22 protein-coding genes are annotated in these 23317 nt (G+C 56.4%); 13 read left to right on the top strand and 9 right to left on the bottom strand.

The features are described from left to right. The first annotated feature begins 20 nt into the window (after nt 1-20). Together KYK14_RS10250 and KYK14_RS10245 are read left to right on the top strand one after the other, a co-directional pair. Nucleotides 21-1142, top strand: a complete 1122-nt coding sequence (locus tag KYK14_RS10250; RefSeq protein WP_219158764.1) for a TlpA disulfide reductase family protein — start codon at nt 21-23, stop codon at nt 1140-1142. A 76-nt stretch (nt 1143-1218) separates the two neighbouring features. Beyond that, nucleotides 1219-2352, top strand: coding sequence for an AhpC/TSA family protein (locus tag KYK14_RS10245; protein WP_219158763.1), 1134 nt, complete (start codon nt 1219-1221; stop codon nt 2350-2352). 167 nt (nt 2353-2519) lie between these two features. Here KYK14_RS10245 and KYK14_RS10240 read toward each other — a convergent pair whose 3' ends face one another. The 3 genes from KYK14_RS10240 to KYK14_RS10230 form a co-directional block, all read right to left on the bottom strand. Then, nucleotides 2520-3869 carry a D-alanyl-D-alanine carboxypeptidase/D-alanyl-D-alanine-endopeptidase gene (locus KYK14_RS10240; protein ID WP_219158762.1) on the bottom strand — a complete coding sequence of 450 codons (1350 nt, stop codon included), beginning with the start codon at nt 3867-3869 and terminating at the stop codon, nt 2520-2522. A gap of 290 nt (nt 3870-4159) precedes the next feature. Continuing rightward, nucleotides 4160-4570: a VOC family protein gene (locus KYK14_RS10235; protein WP_219158761.1), complete on the bottom strand. Its 411-nt coding sequence runs from the start codon at nt 4568-4570 to the stop codon at nt 4160-4162. 28 nt (nt 4571-4598) lie between these two features. After that, nucleotides 4599-5156 carry a hypothetical protein gene (locus tag KYK14_RS10230; RefSeq protein ID WP_219158760.1) on the bottom strand — a complete coding sequence of 186 codons (558 nt, stop codon included), beginning with the start codon at nt 5154-5156 and terminating at the stop codon, nt 4599-4601. 185 nt (nt 5157-5341) lie between these two features. Here KYK14_RS10230 and pyrG point away from each other — a divergent pair, with 185 nt between their 5' ends. From pyrG to KYK14_RS10215, 3 genes are all read left to right on the top strand, one after another. Next, nucleotides 5342-6988, top strand: a complete 1647-nt coding sequence (gene pyrG, locus KYK14_RS10225; RefSeq protein WP_208308214.1) for a CTP synthase — start codon at nt 5342-5344, stop codon at nt 6986-6988. A 208-nt stretch (nt 6989-7196) separates the two neighbouring features. Further along, on the top strand, nt 7197-9023 hold the full coding sequence (gene yidC, locus KYK14_RS10220; RefSeq protein ID WP_219158759.1) for a membrane protein insertase YidC: 1827 nt from the start codon (nt 7197-7199) through the stop codon (nt 9021-9023). A gap of 124 nt (nt 9024-9147) precedes the next feature. Continuing rightward, nucleotides 9148-9735, top strand: a complete 588-nt coding sequence (locus KYK14_RS10215; protein WP_219158758.1) for a DUF6438 domain-containing protein — start codon at nt 9148-9150, stop codon at nt 9733-9735. Nucleotides 9736-9764: 29 nt separating this feature from the next. On the opposite strand, the gene KYK14_RS10210 is transcribed toward KYK14_RS10215, so the two are convergent. The 5 genes from KYK14_RS10210 to KYK14_RS10190 all read right to left on the bottom strand — a co-directional run bounded on the left by KYK14_RS10210 (nt 9765) and on the right by KYK14_RS10190 (nt 15044). Continuing rightward, on the bottom strand, nt 9765-10388 hold the full coding sequence (locus KYK14_RS10210) for a TIGR04282 family arsenosugar biosynthesis glycosyltransferase (protein ID WP_219158757.1): 624 nt from the start codon (nt 10386-10388) through the stop codon (nt 9765-9767). Nucleotides 10389-10410: 22 nt separating this feature from the next. Next, complete coding sequence (locus tag KYK14_RS10205) at nt 10411-11145, bottom strand: TIGR04283 family arsenosugar biosynthesis glycosyltransferase (RefSeq protein WP_219158756.1); 735 nt, start codon at nt 11143-11145, stop codon at nt 10411-10413. Between the two features lie 6 nt (nt 11146-11151). Then, nucleotides 11152-12195: a methyltransferase domain-containing protein gene (locus KYK14_RS10200; RefSeq protein WP_219158755.1), complete on the bottom strand. Its 1044-nt coding sequence runs from the start codon at nt 12193-12195 to the stop codon at nt 11152-11154. Nucleotides 12196-12211: 16 nt separating this feature from the next. Further along, the gene (arsS, locus tag KYK14_RS10195) at nt 12212-13261 is read right to left on the bottom strand and encodes an arsenosugar biosynthesis radical SAM (seleno)protein ArsS (protein WP_219158754.1); all 1050 of its coding nucleotides are present in this window, start codon (nt 13259-13261) and stop codon (nt 12212-12214) included. A gap of 115 nt (nt 13262-13376) precedes the next feature. After that, entirely contained in the window at nt 13377-15044 is a 1668-nt protein-coding gene (locus tag KYK14_RS10190) for an ABC transporter substrate-binding protein (RefSeq protein ID WP_219158753.1), read from the bottom strand. 237 nt (nt 15045-15281) lie between these two features. Here KYK14_RS10190 and KYK14_RS10185 point away from each other — a divergent pair, with 237 nt between their 5' ends. The 6 genes from KYK14_RS10185 (at nt 15282) to lepB (ending at nt 21024) form a co-directional block, all read left to right on the top strand. Further along, nucleotides 15282-15962 carry a metal-dependent hydrolase gene (locus tag KYK14_RS10185; RefSeq protein ID WP_185280857.1) on the top strand — a complete coding sequence of 227 codons (681 nt, stop codon included), beginning with the start codon at nt 15282-15284 and terminating at the stop codon, nt 15960-15962. Between the two features lie 101 nt (nt 15963-16063). Further along, on the top strand, nt 16064-16888 hold the full coding sequence (locus tag KYK14_RS10180) for a ParA family protein (protein ID WP_185280858.1): 825 nt from the start codon (nt 16064-16066) through the stop codon (nt 16886-16888). A gap of 242 nt (nt 16889-17130) precedes the next feature. Then, nucleotides 17131-18084 carry a ParB/RepB/Spo0J family partition protein gene (locus tag KYK14_RS10175; protein ID WP_185280859.1) on the top strand — a complete coding sequence of 318 codons (954 nt, stop codon included), beginning with the start codon at nt 17131-17133 and terminating at the stop codon, nt 18082-18084. Between the two features lie 98 nt (nt 18085-18182). Beyond that, on the top strand, nt 18183-18878 hold the full coding sequence (locus KYK14_RS10170; protein ID WP_208308222.1) for a DUF5683 domain-containing protein: 696 nt from the start codon (nt 18183-18185) through the stop codon (nt 18876-18878). Then, nucleotides 18875-19594, top strand: coding sequence for a 4-hydroxy-tetrahydrodipicolinate reductase (gene dapB, locus KYK14_RS10165; protein ID WP_219158752.1), 720 nt, complete (start codon nt 18875-18877; stop codon nt 19592-19594). The genes KYK14_RS10170 and dapB overlap by 4 nt, the downstream gene beginning before the upstream one ends. A gap of 212 nt (nt 19595-19806) precedes the next feature. Beyond that, entirely contained in the window at nt 19807-21024 is a 1218-nt protein-coding gene (gene lepB / locus KYK14_RS10160; protein WP_219158751.1) for a signal peptidase I, read from the top strand. A 162-nt stretch (nt 21025-21186) separates the two neighbouring features. On the opposite strand, the gene KYK14_RS10155 is transcribed toward lepB, so the two are convergent. Then, nucleotides 21187-21852, bottom strand: coding sequence for a uracil-DNA glycosylase (locus KYK14_RS10155; protein WP_219158750.1), 666 nt, complete (start codon nt 21850-21852; stop codon nt 21187-21189). Between the two features lie 113 nt (nt 21853-21965). Between KYK14_RS10155 and apaG the strand changes: the two genes are divergently transcribed. Next, nucleotides 21966-22352, top strand: a complete 387-nt coding sequence (gene apaG / locus KYK14_RS10150) for a Co2+/Mg2+ efflux protein ApaG (RefSeq protein WP_185280864.1) — start codon at nt 21966-21968, stop codon at nt 22350-22352. A gap of 118 nt (nt 22353-22470) precedes the next feature. Beyond that, entirely contained in the window at nt 22471-23268 is a 798-nt protein-coding gene (locus KYK14_RS10145) for an O-methyltransferase (RefSeq protein ID WP_246601780.1), read from the top strand. Nucleotides 23269-23317: the final 49 nt, after the last annotated feature.

The following is a 23317-nucleotide window of genomic DNA, read 5'->3' as shown; positions in this document are numbered from 1 at the left end:
ACCTGTTTACTTCTATTTTCATGAAAAAGTATCTGCTTACCCTATTAGTCGCAGCGCCCTACCTAGTGCAGGCGCAAACTTCCTTTCCCTACACCGTGAAAGGCACCGTTGGCAAGCTCAATGCGCCAGCGAAAATCTATTTGGTGCGGGGTATTCAACCACTAGATTCCACTGTGTTGAAAGATGGTGGGTTTGAGTTTAAAGGCTCCACTGACCGCCCCATGGAGGTGGATATTGTGGTGCAGCGCAATGGCAAGCTGAAAGATGGTTTCTCACTTTCCCGCAACCGTACCAGACTTTTTCTAGAGCCCGGCCCTGTTATAGTTGCTACCCCCGATTCACTGCCGAATGCCACGTTTACGGGTACGCAAATGACAGCGGACTATAACAAAATGAAGGCTTCTTTTGCGCCTATCGTAGCCAAAACAAAGGCTTTCGGCGCAGAAGCCCAGAAAGCCTCGCCGCAGGAACAGAAGGACCCAGCGTTCCGGGAGCGTATGCAGGAAAAATTTAATGACATCAACAAGGAATATCAGCAAGCCTACGCAGCCTTCATTAAAGCCAACCCTGCTTCCTGGGTGAGCCTAGACGTGATGCAGTTTGCAGCGGGCAACGTGCCCCAATATGCAGAGCTGGCATCGCTTTATAATGCGCTGTCGCCTACCCTTCAAAACACTCCTGAAGGGCAACGTTACAAAGCAATGTTGCCAGGGTTGCAAGCTATTGCTATTGGCGCGCAGGCGCCCAACTTCACCCAGCACACCCCCGAGGGCAAACAGGTATCGTTGGCCGACTATCGCGGTAAGTACGTGCTGGTCGACTTCTGGGCGTCGTGGTGCGGCCCTTGCCGCCAGGAAAATCCCAACGTTACGAAGGCTTATACTGCTTATAAAGGCAAGAATTTCGATATCCTGGCCGTATCATTGGACGATGAAAAAGCAAAGTGGGTGAAAGCCGTACAGGAAGATAAGTTGGCTTGGACGCAGGTATCGGACCTACAAGGCACGAAAGGTGACGTGGCAACTCGCTACCACATACAAGCCATTCCGCAGAACTTCTTGGTTGACCCCAGCGGCAAAATAGTAGCCGTGAATCTGCGCGGCGCCGATCTGCAAACGACCTTGGCCAAGTATATTAAGTAATGCAACCCGCTGAACGTAATACTCTACTTTAGTACAGCTCACCTCCAAATCCCTACCTTATCTCTACTCTGCTCTCATGAAAAAACACCTGCTTGGACTTCTATTGCTGGCGCCCTGGCTGGCGCAAGCGCAAACGCCTACCCCGTACACGCTGAAAGGCAAAATTGGCAAGCTCAGCGCGCCGGCCAAGGTATATATGCTGCGCGACGGCAAGTTTACCGACTCCACCGCCCTCACCAACGGCGCCTTTGAGCTGAAAGGCACCGTGGAAGCACCGCAGCAAGTGATGCTGGTGCTGGCCCGCGACGGCAAGCTGAAGCAAACGCTCGCGAATTTCATGAAGGCCGATCGCACGACGTTGTTCCTGGAAAAAGGTCCGGTAATGCTCACCAGCGCCGATTCACTGACCACCGCCAAAATCACTGGCTCCAAGCTTACGGCGGAGCACCAGAAGCTACAAGCCACTCTGAAACCCGCCAACGACAAAATGAAGGCGCTGATGGTCGACTACCGCGCCGCCTCGCCCGAGCAGCGCAAAGACCCAGCCTTTATGAAGCAGCTGGATGAGCGCGAAGAAGCCATTTCGGCCGAGAGTAAGCAGCACTACCTGGCTTTTGTGAAGGCCAACCCCAACTCGCCCGTGAGCCTGGGCGCGGTGAAGCAGGTAGGCGGATCCGTACCCAGCTACGCCGAGGTAGCCCCATTGTATGAGTCGCTGGCGCCGGCCGTAAAGAATAGCCCCGAGGGCAAGAAATATGGGGAAATGCTGCAAGCCATCAAAGCCGTTTCAATCGGCGCTACAGCTCCTAACTTCACCCAGCAAACCCCCGACGGCAAGCAAGTTTCCCTGGCCGACTACCGTGGCAAATACGTGCTGATTGATTTCTGGGCGTCATGGTGCGGCCCCTGCCGCCAGGAAAACCCCAACGTCACCAAAGTCTACAACGACTACAAAACCAAGAACTTCGACATTCTGGGCGTGTCGCTCGACAACGAAAAGGCCCGCGAGAAATGGCTGAAAGCCATTGCCGACGACCAACTGGCCTGGACGCAGGTTTCAGACCTGAAAGGTTGGCAGAACGACGTGGCTGTGCAATACCACGTGCAGGCTATTCCACAGAACTTCTTGGTAGACCCCACCGGCAAAATCGTCGCCACCAACCTGCGCGGCGACGACTTGCGCGCAACGCTAGCCAAGTACATCAAGTAGGTTATCTCCGATAGTTGTTGTCATGCTGAGCGGAGTCGAAGCATCTCTACCGCTTCACTGCAATTAGGGAGGATTACTCACGGTAGAGATGCTCCGACAAGCTCAGCATGACGTTCTGAAAAGCGCCTTTCTCACCTGAGAAGGCGCTTTTTTGCTTGTCCCCTACCCTACCAACGTGCTCGTACCTGCGTGAGCACGCGCTCCATCTCGGCGCGCACGGCGCTGGTGGGCACCACATAATTGTTGTTGAGAAAGCTGAACGCCACCAGCCTACCCGACTTGGTACGCAGGTAGCCGCAGAGGTTATGCGTGTTACTGAGCGTGCCGGTTTTGCCCCACAGCCACGGACCCTTCGGGTCGCGGTACACGCGGCGCAGGGTGCCGTGGCCACCGCCAGCCGCCAGCAGGCTCAATAGGCGCGCTTCCGTTACTTCCTGGTGCAGCTTGAGTAGCAGTACCGTCAGGTCGCGGGGCGTGACGAGGTTTTGGCGCGAAAGGCCCGAGCCGTCTACCCAATGCGGCGCGTCGGGCAGGTCGCGGAGGTAGTTGGCCAGCGTGACTTTGATGGGTAGAGCCGAGTTGAGTGAATCGGGACGGAGCTGACCGGCGCACATCAGCAGCAGCTGCTCGGCCAGAAAGTTGTCCGACACCTGCAACATGCGCCGGTACAACGAATCGGCGGGTAGGCCGCGCACGGTATACACGGTTTCGGTGGCGTGCGAGCGGAAGGGCACGGCCACCACAGGCCGGTGCAGGGTATCCTGCAACAGCAGGCGCGTCAGCTCCGGCCCTACCCGGAAGGGTGTTTCGTCAATCCAGTTCTTGGCCCACGGCAACACGAAGAAGCGGTTTTCCAGCACGGCCCGGCGCACGTGGTCGTCGGAGGCGACGGGGTAGTTGGCGGGCATGGGCTCTACCACCGGCGCGAAGTAGCGCGGCACCAAGCGCAGGTGCGGCGTAGGGCCGGTGCGGGCGTAGAAGCGCACGGTGTGGCCGTACAGCGGAAATGGCCCGCGTTCGGGCTGGTAGTAATAATTGTAGTCGTCCCAGCTCCAGCTGGGCCCAAACGCCGACACGCAGGGCACGGAGGCGTAGTACAGCTTCTCGGGGCGGCTGGCCAGAAAGTCGAAGGCGCGGCGCGAGGGCACGTCGCCGTGTAGCAGGGTAGGGTCGCCGGTGCCCCAGAAAATCAGCGAATCCTGGTGGCGCACGTAGCGCAGGCTGGAAAGGGAGTCGCCCAGCAGGTGCAGGCCAGCGTAGAGCGAAAACAGCTTCATGGTGCTGGCCGGCAGAAAGTAGCGGTCGGCCTGCTGCTCGTAGAGCGTTTCGCCCGTCGTTGCATCTATCAGACTCACGCCCACGTGGTGCTGCCGCAGCACCGCCGATTCGGTGAGCAGCTTGGTGAGCCACGCCGTATCGGGCGGGCGCGGGGTAGGCGGGTTGGCGGCAACAGCCGCCAGGGTAGGCAGCAACAGAAACGCCAGTAACGCGGCGCGGCGGCAAAAAGCAGTCAGCATAGACGCGCAAGATGCGGAAGCTGCGCAGGAGAACAAAACGGGACGGGTGGATTTTAGGGCTTTGAACTCGGCGCCCTAACCCTGCGCACTCGCTCGGCTGTGCCGAGTGAGGCTTACACCTGAGGGGTTGCACCCCGAATCCGTTTGCGCCGTTTGGGTAAAATTGACCTGGGGTTAGCGCAGACGCGCGCAGCAAAGCTGCTGGGGCGTAGTGCTCACTCGGCACAGCCGAGCGAGTGCGAAGAACGGCCGCGAAGCAGCACTTCCTATGCGCACTGGCTACGCCGCTTCTACAGAATCTGGCAAAACTCCAGCCGCTCGCCATCAGGCCCCAGGATGTTGAGGTATTTGCAGCCGTTTTGCCAGAAACCCAGATACACCGGCGCCTCCTCTACGATATGAAACCCGTCTGCTTTCAGCGTGGCGTAGGTTTCGTCGATATCATCGACATCAAACGCCACGTGGTCGATTTTACCATTTGTGCGCTTTCTGATTTCCGTTAGCGTGGGCTCGGGCATTTGGTACAGCTCCACGATAATCGTTCCGTGCTGCATCATCATTACCCTACCCTCGCTGCCCTCGTGCGCAAAGGTGGAGGTCATCACGTTTCCGAAACCCAGGCGTTGGTAGAACTTTTCCGACGATTCGATATCTGTTACTGAAATACCGACGTGTTGCAGGTGGTTTATTTTTATGTTCATACAGAAAGCAAAAAATTAAGTATTCTTTTTAATTCACATGTCTATCCTGAATACATTTTTGAAAAGCAGCCTCATCAATTATATCAATTGAGATGCTTTTATCAAGTTTTTGCAAAAGGACAAGCTCTTGCTCATTTAAATTTTCAAATTGAATCATATTTTCGTGATTGATAAAAATACCAATGAGTTTATTACCAGAAAAAAAGTATAGTTCATCAAATTCATAATAGTAATGCTTTTCATCGTATTCAAAAATATTTCTAGGTGGAAACATCCCTATCTCATGCACTGAAAAATCTTGTCTCAACAATCTTTCTTTGCAATCATCATTCAATTTAAACCTGCATACAATGTCATCATTTACTTCTACCAAATTCATTTTCTCAAGATTCCAATTCTTAAAAAAATCTAGATACTTTGGAGATAAATCATTTTCACTATAAACATTCATAAAAGCAAAACTATCTGATATTTTATAGAAGTACTCTTCAAGTATAGTTCGCCATGTATCATTCGGAATATTCGACCACGAAGGACTATATTCTCCTGTTAAATCTATTGAATTAAGATACAGCTTATCTGCCATGCGTCTTTCTTGTTTTGCTATTAATTCGCTTCCTATGAATCAGTAGGACAATATAGCTGTCATCACTTGTTTCAAAGCAATCATAGCACATTAGCTTTCTAACGCCCTCTATCCTCCCCTACGCCAGAAATACCCGAAAAGCAACACCTCTCCGCCCGGTTCTTTTCGTACCTTTGTTTCCCGTTATGCCAGACCGAAATTCCACGTCCGCGGCTCCAACGGCCAAGTATATTTTTGTCACCGGCGGGGTGACATCCTCCCTCGGAAAAGGAATCATTTCCGCGTCGCTTGCCAAGCTGCTGCAAGCGCGGGGCTTCCGGGTCACCATCCAGAAGTTCGACCCCTACATCAACATCGACCCCGGCACGCTGAACCCGTACGAGCACGGCGAGTGCTTCGTGACCGACGACGGCGCCGAAACCGACCTCGACCTGGGCCACTACGAGCGTTTCCTGAACACGCCCACCTCCCAGGCCAACAACGTAACCACCGGCCGCATCTACGACCACGTGATTACCAAGGAGCGTGAGGGCGCCTACCTCGGCAAAACCGTGCAGGTAGTACCACACATCACCGACGAGATTAAGCGGCGCATGCTGCTGCTGGGCGAAACCGGCCAGTTCGACGTGGTGATTACGGAAATCGGTGGTTCCATTGGCGACATAGAAAGCCTACCCTTCGTGGAGTCGGTGCGGCAGCTGCGCTGGGAACTGCCGGAAAGTAGTTCCCTGGTCATTCACCTCACCCTCCTACCCTACCTGAAAGCGGCAGGCGAACTGAAGACCAAGCCTACCCAGCACTCGGTGCGCGATTTGCGCAGCGCCGGCCTACAACCCGACATTCTGGTGTGCCGCTCCGAGCACCCGATTCCGCCGGAGATGCGCCGCAAGATTGCGCTGTTCTGCAACGTCAACATCAACTCCGTTATTGAAAGCCTCGATGCCGACACTATTTACTCGGTGCCGCTGCTGATGCTAAAGGAGCACCTCGACGAGCGTGTAATCAAGAAGCTGCGCTTAAACGGTGGCACGCATCCCGATCTGGAAAACTGGAAGGATTTCCTGGGCCGGCTGAAAAACCCTACCGAGGAAGTGACGATTGCACTGGTAGGCAAGTACGTGGAGCTGCCCGACGCTTACAAGTCCATCAACGAGGCCTTCGTGCACGCTGGTGCGCAAAATGAATGCAAAGTGCACCTGCGCAGCATTCAGTCAGAGCACATTACGGCCGAGAACGTGGCCCAGCTGCTGCACGGCGTGGATGGCGTGCTGGTGGCGCCGGGCTTTGGTGAACGGGGCTTCGAGGGCAAGATTGCGGCCGTGAAATACGTGCGTGAGAACAAGATTCCGTTCTTCGGGATTTGCCTGGGCATGCAGGTGGCCGTGGTGGAATTTGCCCGCCACGTGCTGCAATTGGAAGGCGCCAACTCCACGGAGATGGACCCAATGTCGCCGAACCCCGTGATTTCGATGATGGAGGCCCAAAAGGCCATCACCCAGAAAGGCGGCACCATGCGCCTGGGCGCCTACGACTGCGAGCTGCGCCGCAACTCCAAAGCCGCCAAGGCCTATGGCCGCAACCACATCAGCGAGCGGCACCGCCACCGCTACGAGTTCAACAACGACTACCTCCAGCAGTTCGAAAACGGCGGCATGGTGGCCTCAGGCACCAACCCCGATACGGGCCTGGTGGAAGTAGTGGAAATCCCGAATCATCCGTGGTTTGTGGCCGGGCAGTTTCACCCGGAGCTGAAAAGCACCGTGCAGAACCCCCACCCGCTGTTTGTGCGCTTCGTGAAAGCCGCTATCCAGCGGCACAAGAACGAGTTGTAATTTAGCTAGCTGTTAGCTATTGGCTGATAGCTATTAGCTCCTGTTGAACGAGAAGCTAATAGCTATCAGCCAATAGATAACAGCTAAACACCCCCTGCCAAAACTACCGGGCTAGGAAAAATCGCCTGACAACCACGACCTTTGTAGGAGTTGCGCCGGATTTTTGTGGCGCGGCTCCTACTTCTTATTTTTTCAGTACCCATTTTTCATGGATAGAAATTCAGCAACGGGCCTGTTTTTGATGGCGGCCATGCTTCTGGTGTATCTCTTCTTTTTTGCCCCCAAGGTGGAGGAAGAGGCCAAACACGCCACCAAACCAGCCGCAACTACGGCTGTCGTGCGCGACACGGTCGCTACTGCCGCCGCTCCCGATTCGGCGATGATGGTGCGCCAGCTGGGCGCTTTTGCCGGCGCAGCACAGGGCACGGCCCAACAGGTGCAGCTGCAAAACGACAACCTCACCCTGACCTTCACCAGCAAAGGCGGCCTGATTGAAGCGGTGCGCCTGAACAACTACAAGACATTTTTTGGCAAGCCGCTGTTCTTGCTGGATGCGCAGAGCGCCAAACTGGACACCCGTTTCCGTACGCTGGACGGCCGCACGGTGCGCTTCTCCGATCTGTATTTTGAGTCGAGTGGCCCGCAGCCGTTTGCAGCTGATGGCAAAAACGGCCAGCGGCTGACTTTCACGGCCCAGGTAGCCGGCGGCAGCATCGAGCAGGTGTATACGCTGCTGCCCGGCAGCTACGAGGTAGGCTACAACCTGCGCATGCAGGGCCTAGACCGTGTGGTGGCGCAGGAGCCGCTCACGCTCACCTTCGTGGATAACGTGCGCCAGACTGAGCAGGACGCCAAGCAGAACCGCAACCACAGCACCATCAACTACTACTTGAAGGACGACCACGGCGCCCTGGCCGAAACCAGCGAAAATCCCGAGGAGCAAACCTTCAACGAGCCGCTGAAGTGGGCCGCGCACAAGCACGACTTTTTCGTGGCCGGCCTGATTGCCGACAACAACTTCTCGACCGGCAAATTCAACTCGACGGTAGACCTGAACGATTCCACGTTCATCAAAACCCTCACCTCTTCGCTCACTATTCCGGTGGCCGACGCGCAGAGCAGCAAAGCCGGCATGCGGTTTTTCTTCGGCCCGAACTCGTTTAGCTTGCTGAAGCAGGTAGCGCCCGAGTTTGACCGCAACGTGTACCTAGGCTGGGGCTTTTTCCGGTGGGTGAACCGTTTTGTGATTATTCCGATTTTCCACTTTTTGGAGCAATTCATTGGTTCCTACGGTATTATCATCGCCATTCTGGTAGTGATTATCAAGCTAGTAACGTGGCCGCTGACGTACAAAACGTATGAGTCGCAGGCGCGCATGAAGGTGCTGAAACCCGAAATCGACGAGATTAAGGAGAAGTACCCCGACGACCAGGTGAAGCAGCAGCAGGAAACGATGAAGCTGTACCAGACCTTCGGGGTGAGCCCGTTGAGCGGTTGCGTGCCTACCCTGCTCACCATCCCGATTCTGTTTGCCATGTTCCAGTTCTTTCCCAACGCCATTGAGCTGCGGCAACAGAGCTTCTTGTGGGCCAAGGACTTGAGTAGCTACGATGTGTTTATCAAGCTACCCTTCTACGTGAAATGGTACGGCGACCACGTGAGCCTGTTCACGCTGCTCATGACGGCCTCTACCCTACTCATGACCTGGCAGAGCCAACAGATGAACACGGCCATGCAGGGCCCCATGAAGTTCTACAGCTACCTGATGCCGCTGGTGTTCATGTTTGTGCTGAACAGCTTCGCGGCGGGCCTTACGTGGTATTACTTCGTATCGAACATGGTTACGTTTGCCCAGCAGGCCATTACGCGTAGCTTCGTGGATGACACGAAAATTCGGGCGAAGCTGGAGGCTAATCAAGTGAAAAACAAGGACAAGAAGCCAAGCGGCTTCCAGGCTCGTTTGGCCGAGGCTATGAAGGCCACCCAGGAGCGCGAGGCCGCCGCCAAGCGCCAAGGAGGTAAAAAACAAGGCTGATTTTCTGTCTGTTTGAAAAGACCTGCGCCTACCCGGCGTGGGTCTTTTTTATGCGTGACACGTTAGGGCACTATACTTGGGCCTGGTTTTTGGCCTACTATTTCTGCACATTCTCCTACTTCCTATGCGTCTTTCCCTGTTGCCTATACTTATTGTGTGTGGTAGTATGGCGGCCTGTTCCACCAGTGCCCAGCAGCCTACCTCGTCGCAAACGCCTGCCCCTACCCAGGGAAACATGCCTGTGCAGTATGACACTGCAAAGGACCCAGCCATGAATCCACCCCAGGCCCCGCAGAAAGACCAACCCGTAGTAAAACCAGCAGCGAAAGACGCCCCCGTTATGGTGTTTCGTAAGACGCGCTGCTTTGGCACCTGCCCCGCCTACACCGCCACCGTGTACGCCGATGGCCGCGTAGCCTACGAGGGCCTTGATTTTGTGACACTCAAGGGCAAGCACGAGCTGCGCCTACCCACTGCGGTTATCAATCAGACTATACAGCAGGCCAACGCCTTGCATTTCAGCCAGCTACAAAGCCACTATTTGTCTGGCGTCAGCGACTTACCCTCTACCTACCTCACCCTTACCCTAGCCGATGGCACGCAGAAAACCGTGCAGGCTGAACTGACCAACGACACGCCCCCGCAACTGAAAGAATTGCTTACCTACGTTGCGGAGCAAATGGATAAGATAACGACCAATCTGGAGAGATAGAGAAGAGCCATCATTACGGCCTGTAGCCCCTACCCTGCCCGCCAGCGGGCGAGGTCGGCGGCAGAGTCTACGTCGTGGAGGGTAGGGAGCAGCGCCGTGCGCAAGCCCAGGCGTTGCGCGTCGGCGAGGGTATCGGCGAAGACGGTAGGCGTGCTCCAGGTTTTGTTTTCAAATAGCACCGGCTGCGGTTGGCGCAGGCCCAGTAAGTAGTAGCCACCGTCGTTGGCGGGGCCAAGTACCACATCGTGGTCGGTTAGGAGTTGAAATGCCTGGGCGAGGTGCGCGGCTGTCAGGCCGGGGCAATCGGTGCCGATGATGGCGATGCGGGTAGCACCAGTGGCAAAAGCTTCGGCGAAGGCGTGTGCCATGCGTGCGCCCAACAAGTCGGCGGCAGGCTGCACCTGCCAGGGCAGGCCGGGCCACTCGGGCAGTGCTTCGTTGGGGCCGAGTGGGCTGGTAGGCGCCTCAGCCAGCCACACCGTGGCGGGTAGCTGAGCCTCTGTTACGGCCTGCGCTGTGTGGGCCAGTAGTTCCCGATACACGCTCAATGCTGCTTCCGCCCCGATACCAGCCGCCAGCCGAGTCTTGACGCGACCCAGCACCGGCTCGCGGGCAAAAATCAATAGGTGTATTGAGGTATCCGGTGCGGTCATATAGCAGGTTTTTCTTGTGTCTCTACAATTTGCCCTTGCGGATAAAAAATCGATAAAATCGCACCAGGTTCTCTTGCGAGACGCCTACCCAATAGAGCATTGCAATGCTGGTAAACAACCCTTGCAGACGATACACGCCATTATCGAGGTACTTGCGGGCGGAGGTAGTGACGGTGCGCGGCACCACCCGGAACGGGCCTTGTGCTTTCAGCCGCACGATGATTTCCTGATCTTCCATCACCAATAAATCTTCCCAAAAGCCGCCAATCTGCGCGAATAGCGCTTTCGACACAAACAGGCTTTGGTCGCCGAAGCGCACGACCGTCCACGGAAAGCGCGTAAACCACGCATTGGCACGCAGAAACCAGTGTGGGTGGTCGAACGCCAGGCGGTAGCAGCCGCTTCGGTATCCTTGCGCTAGCGCCTGCCGGATGTCGGCGAGGAAGCCCGCAGGCGGATAGGTATCGGCGTGCAGAAAGTACAGTATCTCGCCGGTAGCCATGTGGGCGCCGTGGTTCATTTGGGCAGCACGACCCTTGCGCGGACACACTACTACCCGCGCTCCGGCCGCTTGCGCCAGGGCCGCCGTAGCGTCCGGGCTTTGCCCATCGGCCACCAAAATTTCCACTTCATCGCCCACTGTAGCGGCGCGCAGGCAACGCACCAGTTCCGCAATGGAATCGGCTTCGTTGAAGGTAGGAATGATGATGCTGACGGATGGGGCAGCACTATTTCCTGAACTGCTAGACGACGGCATCAGAAACTAACAGCCGCAGGAAGAGTCCACTGCATCGGAATTAGCGGACGGAGACGGACCGCAGGGGAATAAGCCAAAGTGTCGGGTTTTGTCACCAGTCACGTTGAAATACGAGGCGTAGCGCGTTTGGCTGAGCATATCGGCGGCGTTGCCACACACCAGCACGGGCCGACCGGTTTCAAAGTAATGGTGGTCGTCGAGGGTGAAGCCGTGGGGCTCGTCGGGTAGGGAGCCCAGGTAGGTAGCCACCTGGCCGTAATCCTCGCACTGGTCTTCCAAGTCAAGCTTGAAGGCCCGCACCGTGAGCGAGTAGAACTTGATATTGCCCACTTTCTGCTCGATTTCCGCATTTTCTATCGTCAGGCGGCGACGCTCGGTGAGGCGGTAGTCACGTATGCCCAACTCGTGCAGCAGGCGCCGAAAATCCTGCTCATACAGCGCGCCGCTCAGGCACTCGCCATACAGTACAGGATCCTGGCGCAGGGCTTCGGGTATGCGCCGATCAGCAAAAACATCCGAGATAAACAACTCGCCCCCAGGCTTCAATACCCGAAATATTTCGCGGTAGGTAGCGGCTTTGTCGGTGCTCAGGTTGAGCACACAATTGCTTACTACCACGTCTATGCTGTTGTCAGCTATGTCGGCAGTGCGCAGGTCTTCAATGTAGCCCTTACGAAACTCCACATTGGGCTGGGTGTAGCCAAACCGCTCGGTATGCGTGGCCACGTGCCGCCGGGCCACGGCCAACTGCTCGTCGGTCATGTCCACCCCAATCACGTGGCCGTCCTCGCCTACCAGCTTCGAGAGCAGGAAAGCGTCGCGGCCGCTGCCGCTGCCCAAATCCAGCACGGTGCAATCGGCTACGGCTGGCGGTACGCACACGCCGCAGCCGTAGTATTTATCCAACACTTCGGGTTCCAGCGTGGCCAGAATCTGACGGTGCGCCGCCGGAATATCGGTGGTGCAGCAGGCGTTGGTTTTCAGGTCCTGGCTGGTTGTCAGCTGCGTGCCATAGTAGTCGCGGACCTGCGTTTGAATAGTAGTCTCCATTGCTTTCAGTAAATAACTAGACCGTAGCGCCGCCGCAGCTGGAACCCGCACCAGCCGTGCAGCCGTAGCAGTGCTGATTTACAACCACGGTGCGGCCTTCCAACGCCATTTGGTCGAAATCCTGAATGTGGCGCGGGGCCGATACTTCTACCAACAAATCGAGCTGTTGGTTGAAGTCGCAGTCGTAAAGCTGGCCGTCCCAGCCCACAGATAGCGTGCTGCGGCACATCACGTTGGCGGCGGCAGCCGGGTTGTAGGCTGTCACCAGCTTCTCCATATACAGCTCGTACTTGCCGCTTTCCAGCAGAAACTCCAAGAAGCGGTTGATGGGTAGATTGGTGATGGTAAGCAAGTTGTTGAACACAATGCCGTAATCCTGCATCAGCTGGCGCTTGTAGTCCACTTCTAGCGCCGCCTGCGGGCCGGGTAGGGAAGCACCGCCTGGATTGAACACCAAATCCAGCACCAGCCCTGTATCGGCCACGCCGTAGCCCACGGCATTCAGCATTTGTAGGGCCCGGATGGAGCGCTCAAACACGCCGTCGCCGCGCTGCTTATCAGTATTCGCGGCCGTGTAGCACGGCAGCGACGACACCACCCGCACCCGATGCTGGGCAAAGAACTCGGGCAGATCGTGGTACTTCTTATTGGCCACGATGATGGTGAGGTTGCAGCGCACGATGACGCTACGCCCCAACGCCGAAATCTGCTCCACAAACCACCGGAAATCCGGGTTCATCTCCGGCGCGCCGCCTGTGAGGTCTACCACCGGAATATCGGTCTGCGCCAGCGCATCGAGGCACTGCTGCATGGTAGCGCGGGTCATGATTTCCGTGCGGTCGGGGCCGGCGTCTACGTGGCAATGGTGGCAGGTCTGGTTGCACATCTTACCCACGTTAATCTGCATCACCGTGAGGCCCGTGGGACGCAGAGGCAGCAATCCGGTTTCGCGCAGCTTAGCAGCAAACGGCGGCAAGTGACTACCGGCAGCCTCCGCGTGGGTGAGCACGTTCAGCTGGTAGCGGAGGTCGGCGAGCGGGTGTTGCTGGGTGTGGAGGGATTTCATACGGGGTAGGGATACGGATAAGGTAAGCAATACGACGTGTCATTTCGAACGCAGTGAGGAATCTGAGTATGGAAGCTTTAAACTCAGATTCCTCGCTGCGCTCGAAATGACATATTTACTCCTTCCGAACGCGCTCCAGCGTGAGCTGGTTCATGGGATTGGGCCGCAGGCCACGTACATTATTCTGCGTCAGGCGCACTACCTCGTCGTAGTAGAGGGGCACCACGGGCGCGTCGGCCATCATCAGGCGGTCCATCTGGCGATAGAGGTCGTAGCGCTTAGCGGTGTTCTGCTCGCCGTTAGCCTGCTGATAGAGACGGTCGTAGGTCGTGTTTTTATAGTGCGTTTTGTTGGGACCAGCGGGCGAGAAGTTGGGACTGTAAAATAAGGCCAGGTAGTTCTCGGCGTCAGGGTAGTCGCCCAGCCAGCTTTTGGTGAAGAAGGCGGCACGACCGTTATCCACCAGCTCCTGGTGGGCAGCGGCCTGGTTCACATCAATCTGAACCTGCGCGCCTACCTCAGCCCATTTTTTCTGCATGTACTCGCAGATTTCCTTGCGTTCCTGCACCGTGCTCAGCCGCAGCCGCAGCGGCCGGCCCGGCCCGAAACCAGCTTCCCGCAGCAGCGCCCGCGCTTTTTGGGGCTGGTAATCGTAGCCCGGTACCAGGGTAGCGCTGTACGAGGGCAGCGACGACGGCACGAAGCCCGATACGCCCGGCACGCCCACATTATTCAGAAAATACGCCACCATTTCGGGCTTGTTGAGGGCGTAGCTTAGGGCTTGGCGCACGCGCCGGTCGCGCAGAGCGGGCGTGTCGTCGTCGGTGGGTAGGTTTTTGGGGTCGAGCTGAAAGCCCAGGTACTCCGTGTTGAGGTAGGGCACTTTCTCTACCCTGAATTTATTGCGAAATTCCTCGCGCACGGTGCCATCGGGGTGCATAATCAGGTCGCGCGAGCCTTCCCGAATACCCGACAAAAAATCCAGCTTACCCTGCTGAAACGTCAAGAACTCCGTCTTACGGTCCGTGATGAAGCTGATCTGTACCGCGTCAAGGTAGGGCAGCGTGTGGCCCTGGGCATCGCGGCGCCAGTAGGTAGGGTTGCGGTGGTAGATGATGGCGTTGCTCTCGTCCCACACCTTGAACCGAAACGGCCCCGTGCCTACTGGGTGCTCCCGGAAGTCTTTGCCGTAGCGTTGCACCGCTTCGCGCGGCACCACGTAGGCGTAGGGCATCGTCAGAATGCCCAGAAACGGGATAAACGGCTCCTTTAAATAAATGCGCAGGGTAGAGTCGTTGGCGGCCACAAAGGCCGTGTCGCTAATTTCTCCCTGACTGTTTTCCAGCACCTTCCCCCGAAAAATCCAGCCGCCGGGACTGGCCGTGGCGGGGTCGAACAGGCGCCGGAAGCTGTATACAAAGTCCTGCGCCGTGACGGCCCTACCCTTACCGCCGGCAAACACCTCCGAGTCGTGGAAGCGCACGCCGGAGCGTAGGGTGAAGGTGTACGTCTTGCCATCGGGCGAGATTTGGTAGCGGCGCGCAATGGCCGGGCCGGGCTTTAGGCTGTCGTCCAACTCTAGCAGGCCGTTGTAGAGCTGGGTCACGGCCCAGATATTCGCCTGCTTGTTGGCAAAGGCCGGGTCCAGCGAGGTCAGGGCCTCGGGCTGGTTGTAGCGAAACACGCGCCGGTCGTCGGTGGGCTGCGCCGGGCCGCCGCAGCCGCTCAGCAGCCCCGTGCAGACAAAGGAAAAACCGGCCAAACGACGCAAAAACGAACTCATGAGAAAGGCGAAACAGTGTATCTTTGTGCTAAACTAAGCTGTTCGCGGTTATTAGTTGTCAGTTGTCAATCAAATAAGACTGTCATCCTGAGCGCAGCGAAGGACCTTTTCACGCTGGAACGAGTCGTTGTTAACGCTTGTCGTTCAATTGGCATGAGGTCGTTCGCAAGCTCGGGATAACCATCCTACACAACTGCAACTTGATAACCCGCAACTGACACACCTGCATTACTCTATATGAAACTGACCTACTTCGGCCACGCGTGCTTCCTTCTTGAAACCGGTGGGCAGAAAGTGCTTTTTGATCCGTTCATTCGCCCCAACCCTTTAGCTAAAGACGTGGAGGTAGAGAAGATTGAGGCGAACTACATTCTGCTCACGCACGGCCACGGCGACCATGTGGCTGATGTGGAAGAAATTGGCAACCGCACCGGCGCCGAACTGGTGGCCATTGCCGAAATAGCTGGCTGGTTTGGGCAGAAAGGCCTGAAAGCCGCTTACCCCATGAACATTGGCGGCAAGGTAACCCTACCCTTCGGCACCGTAAAAATGGTAGCCGCCACGCATTCCAGCTCTCTCCCCGACGGCACCTACGGTGGCTTGGCGGCTGGGTTTATCGTGGAAGCGGAAGGCAAAACGTTCTACTTCGCCGGCGACACAGCCCTCACCTACGACATGAAAATCATTGGTGAGCAATACAAGCTGGACTTCGCTATCCTGCCGATTGGCGACAACTACACCATGGGCATCGACGATGCGCTGGTAGCGGCCAACTGGGTAGGCGCCACCAAGCTCATCGGCATGCACTACGACACGTTCCCGGCTATCAAAATCGACCAGGAAGCCGCCAAAAACAAAGCGCAGCAAGCCGGCAAAGAGCTGACGCTGTTGCAAATAGGCGAAACGATTGATCTGTAACAGAAGCTGCTGGCTGCTAGCCACATTCTTCTCTACAGCGCGAGTATACTTTATAAGAAAAGCTAACAGCTAACAGCTAACAGCCAACAGCTTTAAAACACATGGGCAAAATCATTGCGGTAGCCAACCAGAAGGGCGGCGTAGGCAAAACCACCTCGGCCATTAACCTGGCAGCCAGCCTGGCGGCGCTGGAATATCGGACGCTGCTGGTCGATGCCGACCCGCAGGCCAATGCCACGTCGGGGGTAGGGTTCGACCCCAAGGATATCGAAAATAGCGTGTATGAGTGCATGGTGGACGGCGTGAGTGCCGAGGACACCATCCTGCAAACCAACATCCTTCCTCACCTCGACCTGATGCCTTCCCATATTGACCTGGTAGGCGCTGAGGTAGAGATGATTAACCTCCCCAACCGGGAGGAGAAGATGAAAGATGCGCTCCGCCCTTTGGCCGATCAGTACGACTTCATCATCATCGACTGCTCGCCTTCGCTAGGCCTGATTACGGTGAATGCCCTTACGGCGGCACACTCGGTTATCATTCCGGTGCAGTGCGAGTATTTTGCGCTGGAAGGCTTGGGCAAGCTGCTGAACACGGTGAAAATCATTCAGGGCCGCCTAAACGAGACGCTGGAAATCGAGGGCATTCTGCTTACGATGTACGACGTGCGCCTGCGCCTCTCCAACCAGGTAGTAGAGGAAGTGAAGCTGCACTTCCAGCAGTTGGTATTCGATACCATTATTCCGCGCAACGTGAAGCTATCGGAGTCGCCAAGCTTTGGTATTCCCGTGATTCTGCATGATGCTGAGAGCAAAGGCAGCATTAGCTACCTGAACTTGGCCCGCGAGATTGTGGAGAAGAACGTGGTAGCCGCTACCCCAGAAGCTGAAGCAGAGCAAGAAGAAGCCAGCGACGAGGCCGCATAACTATTAATCAAAAGCTTTGTCATCCTGAGCAGAGCGAAGTACCTTCTCGCCTAAGAACGATGCTCGTACCAACGACTCGTTTTTAGGCGAGAAGGTACTTCGCTCTGCTCAGGATGACAAAGCTTTTTAGTCGGAAGCAGTCCCCGGCTTCCCTACCCAACGAAATTTCCCTAACCTTCCCGGCGGTTTGTGTATTTTTGAATCCGGCTTTATCCGCTGATGAATAACAGCCGCTCGCAGGTATGTCAGAGAAAAACGAAGAGAAAAATATTCCGTCGCTCCCCAAGCGCAAAGTAGGCGGCCTGGGCCGTGGCCTGAACGCGCTGATTGAGGGTAGCTACGAAAAGAAAAGCGACCGGGTAGGCTCCACGGGCCTGGTGCCCCACCCCGTCAATTCCGTGGGGTTGATTCCGGTGGGTCACATTGAGGCCAACCCCTACCAGCCCCGCACGCACTTCGACCAGACTGCGTTGCAGGAACTGGCCGAATCGATCAAGATTCAGGGCATCATCCAGCCCGTAACGGTGCGCCAGATGGGCACCAACTCCTACCAGCTGATTTCGGGGGAGCGGCGTTTGCAAGCTTCGCGGCTGGCGGGTCTGGAGACTATTCCGGCCTACATCCGCAAGGCCGACGACCAGCAGATGCTGGAAATGGCGCTCATTGAGAACATCCAGCGCGAGAACCTCAACGCCATCGAAATTGCCCTCAGCTACCAGCGCTTGGTGAGCGAGTGCAACCTGAAGCAAGAAGAGCTAGGCGACCGGGTAGGCAAAAACCGCTCGACAGTCACCAACTACCTGCGCTTGCTCAAACTGCCGCCCGATATTCAGATCGGCCTGCGCGACAACGTGATTTCGATGGGCCACGCACGTGCGCTGGTCAATATCGACAGCGTAGAGCAGCAGTTGGCGTTGTTTCACCGCATCGTGGATGAGGAGCTATCAGTACGCAAGGTGGAGCAGTTGGTGCGCAACGGCCTCACGCCGCCCGCCAAAGCCGATGCTGCTACCTCGGAGCCTACCGAGCCACAGGTACCCGTAGCCGAGCTGCGCCGCACCGAGCGCCACCTCTCCGACCGTTTCGGCAGCCGCGTGCAGGTGAAGCCAGGCCCACAAGGCCGGGGCGAAATCAAGATTGCCTTTGATTCGGTGGAGGACATGCAGCGCATCCTGCATATTCTACAACCGGCATAGAGTAGAGTTAATAGGCCAACATACTACCGGCCAGCCGGATATCGTTGAGGCGCTATACAGCGCCCCAACGTGTGGCGGCATTTTTTTCTACCCTCTCTATGTCTACCTTGTTTCGTTACTGGTCGCTATCCTTATTATTGCTGACGTTCCTCGTCACTGCTCATCAAGCCCAAGCGCAAATAGCCGTTACGGCCGGGCCGGACTCGTCGCAGGTAGCAGAACCCCGGCAGGAAACCGTTGCCGACTCACTCCGCAAAACAGAAATGCTATTTGGCCGTCGCGTGACGCGCCCGACCAAAGCAGCAGTATGGGCGATTATTCCGGGTGGTGGACAGGCTTATAATCGGAAATACTGGAAGATTCCGCTGGCAGTAGGATTGATTGGGGGGGTAGTAGCTATGGAAGTCTATTCCCAAACCCAATTTCACCGTTATGTGGAGCAAAGAAAATATTTAGATAAAATAGGTGCGACTGGTAGCACGAAGATTACAGTAGCCCAGTTAAATGCTTCTCCTTATCCTAAACTAGTAAATGGTGCGACCTTCTACGGTACAGAGCGAAGCATTATCCGCTTTCGTCGCTACCGCGACCAATTTATTGCCTACTCAGCTGTTGCCTACGGCCTCACCGTGCTTGATGCTCTAGTAGACGCCCACCTCAAAGACTTTGATATCAGCGACGACCTCAGTCTGAATGTGGAACCCGCTATGCTGCGCACACCAATGGTAGCTGCGGCGCCGGGCGTATCGCTTACTTTTTCGCTTACCTCTACCCGCTCTTTTCCTCGAAAATGAAGTTGCTTCTTATTGGCTACGGCAAAATGGGCCAGGCCATTGCGGCCCAAGCCACGGCCCGCGGCCACCAGATTGCCGGCATTGTAGACCCTACCCATCCAGGCGTGCAAATCACTGATTTCACCCCCGAAACCGCCGATGTTGCTATCGAATTCACCCACCCCGACGCGGCTTTTGGCAACGTGCGGGCGTGCTTGCAGCAGGGCATTCCGGTGGTGTGCGGCTCTACGGGCTGGCTACATCATTTCCAGGAGGCGCAGGCGCTGAGTCAGGAAACCGGCACGCCGCTGTTCTATGCATCCAACTACAGCGTGGGGGTGAACTTGTTCTTCCACTTCAATGAGTACATCGCTGCCAAAATGCACCAGTTTGGCGGCTACGATGTGCAAGTACGCGAGATTCATCACACTCAGAAGGTAGACCAGCCCAGCGGTACGGCCCTTACGGCCGCCGAGGGTATCTTGCGTCACTTTTCGGCCAAAACCACCTGGCGTAACGAAGCCACCGATGCGGCGAATGAGCTGGCGGTACTGTCGGAGCGCACGGGCGCAGTAGTGGGCACGCACATCGTCACGTATCATTCCACCGCCGATACCATTGAGTTGAAACACGAAGCCCACACCCGCGACGGGTTTGTGCAGGGCGCCCTACTGGCCGCAGAGTGGCTGCCCGGCCGCCAGGGGGTGTTTGGAATGAAAGATTTGTTGGGTTTGTAAGAGCCAGTCTATTCGGAAAAGGCCGTCGTTTCGACCAGCGGGAGAAATCTCGCGTGCTCCGATAATCCCTGACCATTGGATTAGCGTGGCACGCAAGATTTCTCCCGCTGGTCGAAACGACGGTACTAGCCTAGTAATCAAAATTTACCCGTTCTTTGGGTAGTGAGCCGGACGTTACTCCGGCGTTATTCTGCATCTCCGCCTTTCGTATCATGGCCGTACAATCCTGGGAAGACCGCCTCAAGGCGCAACAAGCCAAACCGAAACCGACCCAACACAAAAAAGCCAAGAGCGTATGGCGGGAGTGGGGCGACGCGATTCTGTTTGCCGTGGTGGCCGCCACACTTATTCGCTGGGCCACATTTGAGGCTTACACCATCCCTACCCCTTCCATGGAGCACTCCTTGCTGGTAGGTGACTATCTGTTTGTGAGTAAGCTGCACTACGGCCCACGCACGCCGCAAACGCCCTTGCAGGTGCCACTCACGCACCAGACTATCTGGGGCACAAATCTGCCGAGCTATTCCGATGCCATTCAGCTGCCATCGTATCGCCTACCCGGCTTTTCGGAGGTGAAGCGCAACGACGTGGTGGTGTTTAATGTGCCGTTTGAAAGCCAGTTTCCGGCCGATTTGCGCACCAACTATATCAAGCGCTGCATCGGCACGCCCGGCGACGTGCTTGAAATCAAGGATACCCAGGTATACATCAACGGGCAGCCCATCCAGACGCCGGTGGAGTCGCAAAGTACCTACGACTTGGTGACCACCGCACCCGTACGCGACAAGTTTTTCCAGGAGCAGAGCGTACTTGATTATCAGATTGATGGCAGCGGCATGGCGGGTGGCAATGGCCTACCTTACCCCAGCGCCCAGACGCAAACCGGCGATTACGTGTATCAGAACCTGCACATGACCAACGCGGCCGTCAGCTACTTCCGCCAGCAGCCCTACGTGAAGAACCTGGTGCCAACCAAAGCCGCGCCCGGCGTGGCCAACCCTACCCTGTTCCCCAACCGCGTCGATTACCCTTCCCTGACCATGACCAGCGCCACTGAGCGCCCCTGGAACGTGGACAACTACGGCCCCCTACCCGTCCCGAAGGCAGGCCAGACCATTACCCTGACCCCGGAAAACGCGGGTATCTACTACAAAATAGTGGCCCGCTACGAGCACAACGAGGGCATCACGTGGCAGAACGGCATGATTTACCAAAACGGTAAACCGCTCACCAGCTACACCATCAAGCAGAACTACTACTTCATGATGGGCGACAACCGCCACAACTCCGAAGACTCACGCTTCTGGGGTTTCGTGCCCGAAGACCACATTGTGGGCAAGGCCGTGCTCATCTGGATGTCGGTAGATCCTTATGCTGATTTCTTCCATAAAATCCGCTGGAGCCGTCTTTTCAACCTGATTAAGGATTAATGTCTGAACCACGGATTCGCTCGGATATTGAGAATTTCGTGGATGATTTTCATAAGGCCGTAAAACCAAAAGAGCTTGCCAAACGGCAAGCTCTTTTGGTTTGAATCAACTACGCAATCCGTGTAATCCTCAATATCCGAGCGAATCCGTGGTTCAGATAAGCTACCAGGTAATCGGCTGCTCGCCGTGCTGTTCTAGGTAGGCGTTGGTTTTGCTGAACGGGCGCGAGCCGAAAAAGCCGCGGTCGGCGGCGTAGGGCGAAGGATGCGCGGCCTTTAGCACCAAGTGCTTCTTCGCGTCGATGATTTCGCCTTTTTTCTGGGCGTAGGCGCCCCAGAGGATGAATACAACGTGTTCCTTTTGCTCCGATATTTTTTGGATAACGGCATCCGTGAACTGCTCCCAGCCCTTTTTTTGGTGAGAGCCGGGTGTGCTGGCTCGTACGGTTAGGGTAGCGTTTAAGAGCAGCACGCCTTGCTCGGCCCAGCGGTCGAGGTTGCCATCGGGGGCGGGAGCGGTACCGGGGATATCGTCATACAGCTCCTTGAAAATATTTTGCAGCGAAGGGGGCGTGCGTACCCCGTGCGCCACCGAAAACGACAGGCCGTGCGCCTGACCTTTGCCGTGGTAGGGGTCCTGGCCCAGAATCACGACCTTCAGCTGATCGAACGGGCAGGCCTGAAACGCATGAAAAATCTGCGGGCCGGGCGGGTAAACGGCCGTGGTGGCGTACTCGCCACGCAAAAAGGTGGTCAGGTGCTGGAAGTAGGGTTTCTCGAATTCTTCGTGCAACACCTTGCGCCAACTCTCATCTATCTTTACATTCATGCGGAAATAGTTTATTTTGCGAAGTGGGTAAGCCCTAGATGATGCCAACTGCGTAGATAAACCAAATTCCGCAGACTAGCGTTAGTCCTATTCTACACAGCACAGCAGCAGCCATGAATACTACCACTACGCAGGGAGTAACGGTGAGTGTTACGACCAACTACCTACCCGATTACTCAAGCCCCGGCCAGGAGCACTACGTGTTTGCCTATAAAATCGATATTCGGAACAACAGCGAGTATACGGTGAAGCTGTTGCGCCGCCATTGGCACATCTACGACGCCAACGGCGTAGTGCGCGAAGTGGAAGGCGACGGCGTGGTAGGCCAGCAACCCGTGCTGGAGCCTGGTGAGGCTCACCAGTACGTATCGGGCTGCAACCTGAAGACAGGTCTGGGCAAGATGCGCGGCACCTATCAGATGGAGCGCCTCGCCGATGGCCGAGAGTTTACTGTCGAAATTCCCGAATTCACCCTCATCGTGCCGTTCCGGCTGAATTAACTTTTTAGTCTTGAGGCGATAGTTGTTAGGTATTCACTGTTTCCTAACAACTACCTCCCCACAACTAAGCAACTCACAATTTCTTTTGCTTCACCAAGCACTTAGTTACTTACGGTTTTTGGCCCGCTCGGGGAATGCACATGGGCTGCATTCCCCGTTTGTTTTTGGGTTGTATAACGATGTCATTCAGCATACGGGTACCTACCAGGCATTTGCCCCGATAGAAGAACGACGGCAGTTCTTGCGCGACAGCGAAGACCGTATCACGGTCACGGATTTTGGGGCTGGCTCGCATACGGGTGCGGGCCAGCAGCGCCGCCTGCGCGATGTGGCCCGCACGGCCGCCAAGCCGCCCGCGCTGGCGCAGTTGCTATTTCGGTTGGCAAACTGGCAGCAGCCGCGCACAGTGCTGGAACTGGGCACGTCGCTGGGGCTGACTACCGCCTACCTGGCCGCGGCCGATTCGCGTGCCCGCGTTATCACGTTTGAGGGCTGCCCCGAAACCTCCCGCGTGGCCCGCGAAACCTTCGCGGCCTTGCACCTGCACAACGTGGAGCTGGTATCGGGCAACCTCGATGCGACCCTCACCCCCACCCTCCAACACCTGCAGGCCCCCCTCGACTTCGCCTTTTTCGACGGCAACCACCGCTACGAGCCTACCCTGCGCTACTTCGAGCAGTGCCTGGCCCACCGCACCGACCACAGCCTGTTTGTGCTGGATGATATTCATTGGTCGGCGGAGATGGAGCGCGCTTGGGCAGCCGTGCAGCAGCACCCCGCCGTATCACTCACCATCGATTTATTTTATGTGGGCCTCGTCTTTTTCCGGCCCAATCAGCCCAAGCAGCACTTCACCCTCCGCTTCGACCATCCGGTAGATCGGCTGCTGGAGCGTGCAGGAAGGTTGTCGGCGTAATTGGATGGTTGAGCAAGCGTTTGTCATCCTGAGCGGAGCGAAGGACCTT

The sequence above is a fragment of the Hymenobacter profundi genome (assembly GCF_019334315.1).
Classification (GTDB): Bacteria; Bacteroidota; Bacteroidia; order Cytophagales; family Hymenobacteraceae; genus Hymenobacter; species Hymenobacter profundi.
This window is presented reverse-complemented; position numbering and strand designations above follow the sequence as displayed.

Coding starts and splice junctions, on each gene's coding strand:
- yidC (WP_219158759.1), top strand. CDS start 7,197: ATGGATAGAAATTCAGCAACGGGCCTGTTTTTGATGGCGGCCATGCTT.
- KYK14_RS10230 (WP_219158760.1), bottom strand. CDS start 5,156: ATGGCAGATAAGCTGTATCTTAATTCAATAGATTTAACAGGAGAATAT.
- KYK14_RS10235 (WP_219158761.1), bottom strand. CDS start 4,570: ATGAACATAAAAATAAACCACCTGCAACACGTCGGTATTTCAGTAACA.
- KYK14_RS10205 (WP_219158756.1), bottom strand. CDS start 11,145: ATGCCGTCGTCTAGCAGTTCAGGAAATAGTGCTGCCCCATCCGTCAGC.
- KYK14_RS10180 (WP_185280858.1), top strand. CDS start 16,064: ATGGGCAAAATCATTGCGGTAGCCAACCAGAAGGGCGGCGTAGGCAAA.
- pyrG (WP_208308214.1), top strand. CDS start 5,342: ATGCCAGACCGAAATTCCACGTCCGCGGCTCCAACGGCCAAGTATATT.
- lepB (WP_219158751.1), top strand. CDS start 19,807: ATGGCCGTACAATCCTGGGAAGACCGCCTCAAGGCGCAACAAGCCAAA.
- arsS (WP_219158754.1), bottom strand. CDS start 13,261: ATGAAATCCCTCCACACCCAGCAACACCCGCTCGCCGACCTCCGCTAC.
- KYK14_RS10190 (WP_219158753.1), bottom strand. CDS start 15,044: ATGAGTTCGTTTTTGCGTCGTTTGGCCGGTTTTTCCTTTGTCTGCACG.
- KYK14_RS10200 (WP_219158755.1), bottom strand. CDS start 12,195: ATGGAGACTACTATTCAAACGCAGGTCCGCGACTACTATGGCACGCAG.
- KYK14_RS10185 (WP_185280857.1), top strand. CDS start 15,282: ATGAAACTGACCTACTTCGGCCACGCGTGCTTCCTTCTTGAAACCGGT.
- KYK14_RS10245 (WP_219158763.1), top strand. CDS start 1,219: ATGAAAAAACACCTGCTTGGACTTCTATTGCTGGCGCCCTGGCTGGCG.
- KYK14_RS10250 (WP_219158764.1), top strand. CDS start 21: ATGAAAAAGTATCTGCTTACCCTATTAGTCGCAGCGCCCTACCTAGTG.
- dapB (WP_219158752.1), top strand. CDS start 18,875: ATGAAGTTGCTTCTTATTGGCTACGGCAAAATGGGCCAGGCCATTGCG.
- KYK14_RS10240 (WP_219158762.1), bottom strand. CDS start 3,869: ATGCTGACTGCTTTTTGCCGCCGCGCCGCGTTACTGGCGTTTCTGTTG.
- KYK14_RS10210 (WP_219158757.1), bottom strand. CDS start 10,388: ATGACCGCACCGGATACCTCAATACACCTATTGATTTTTGCCCGCGAG.
- apaG (WP_185280864.1), top strand. CDS start 21,966: ATGAATACTACCACTACGCAGGGAGTAACGGTGAGTGTTACGACCAAC.
- KYK14_RS10215 (WP_219158758.1), top strand. CDS start 9,148: ATGCGTCTTTCCCTGTTGCCTATACTTATTGTGTGTGGTAGTATGGCG.
- KYK14_RS10175 (WP_185280859.1), top strand. CDS start 17,131: ATGTCAGAGAAAAACGAAGAGAAAAATATTCCGTCGCTCCCCAAGCGC.
- KYK14_RS10170 (WP_208308222.1), top strand. CDS start 18,183: ATGTCTACCTTGTTTCGTTACTGGTCGCTATCCTTATTATTGCTGACG.
- KYK14_RS10155 (WP_219158750.1), bottom strand. CDS start 21,852: ATGAATGTAAAGATAGATGAGAGTTGGCGCAAGGTGTTGCACGAAGAA.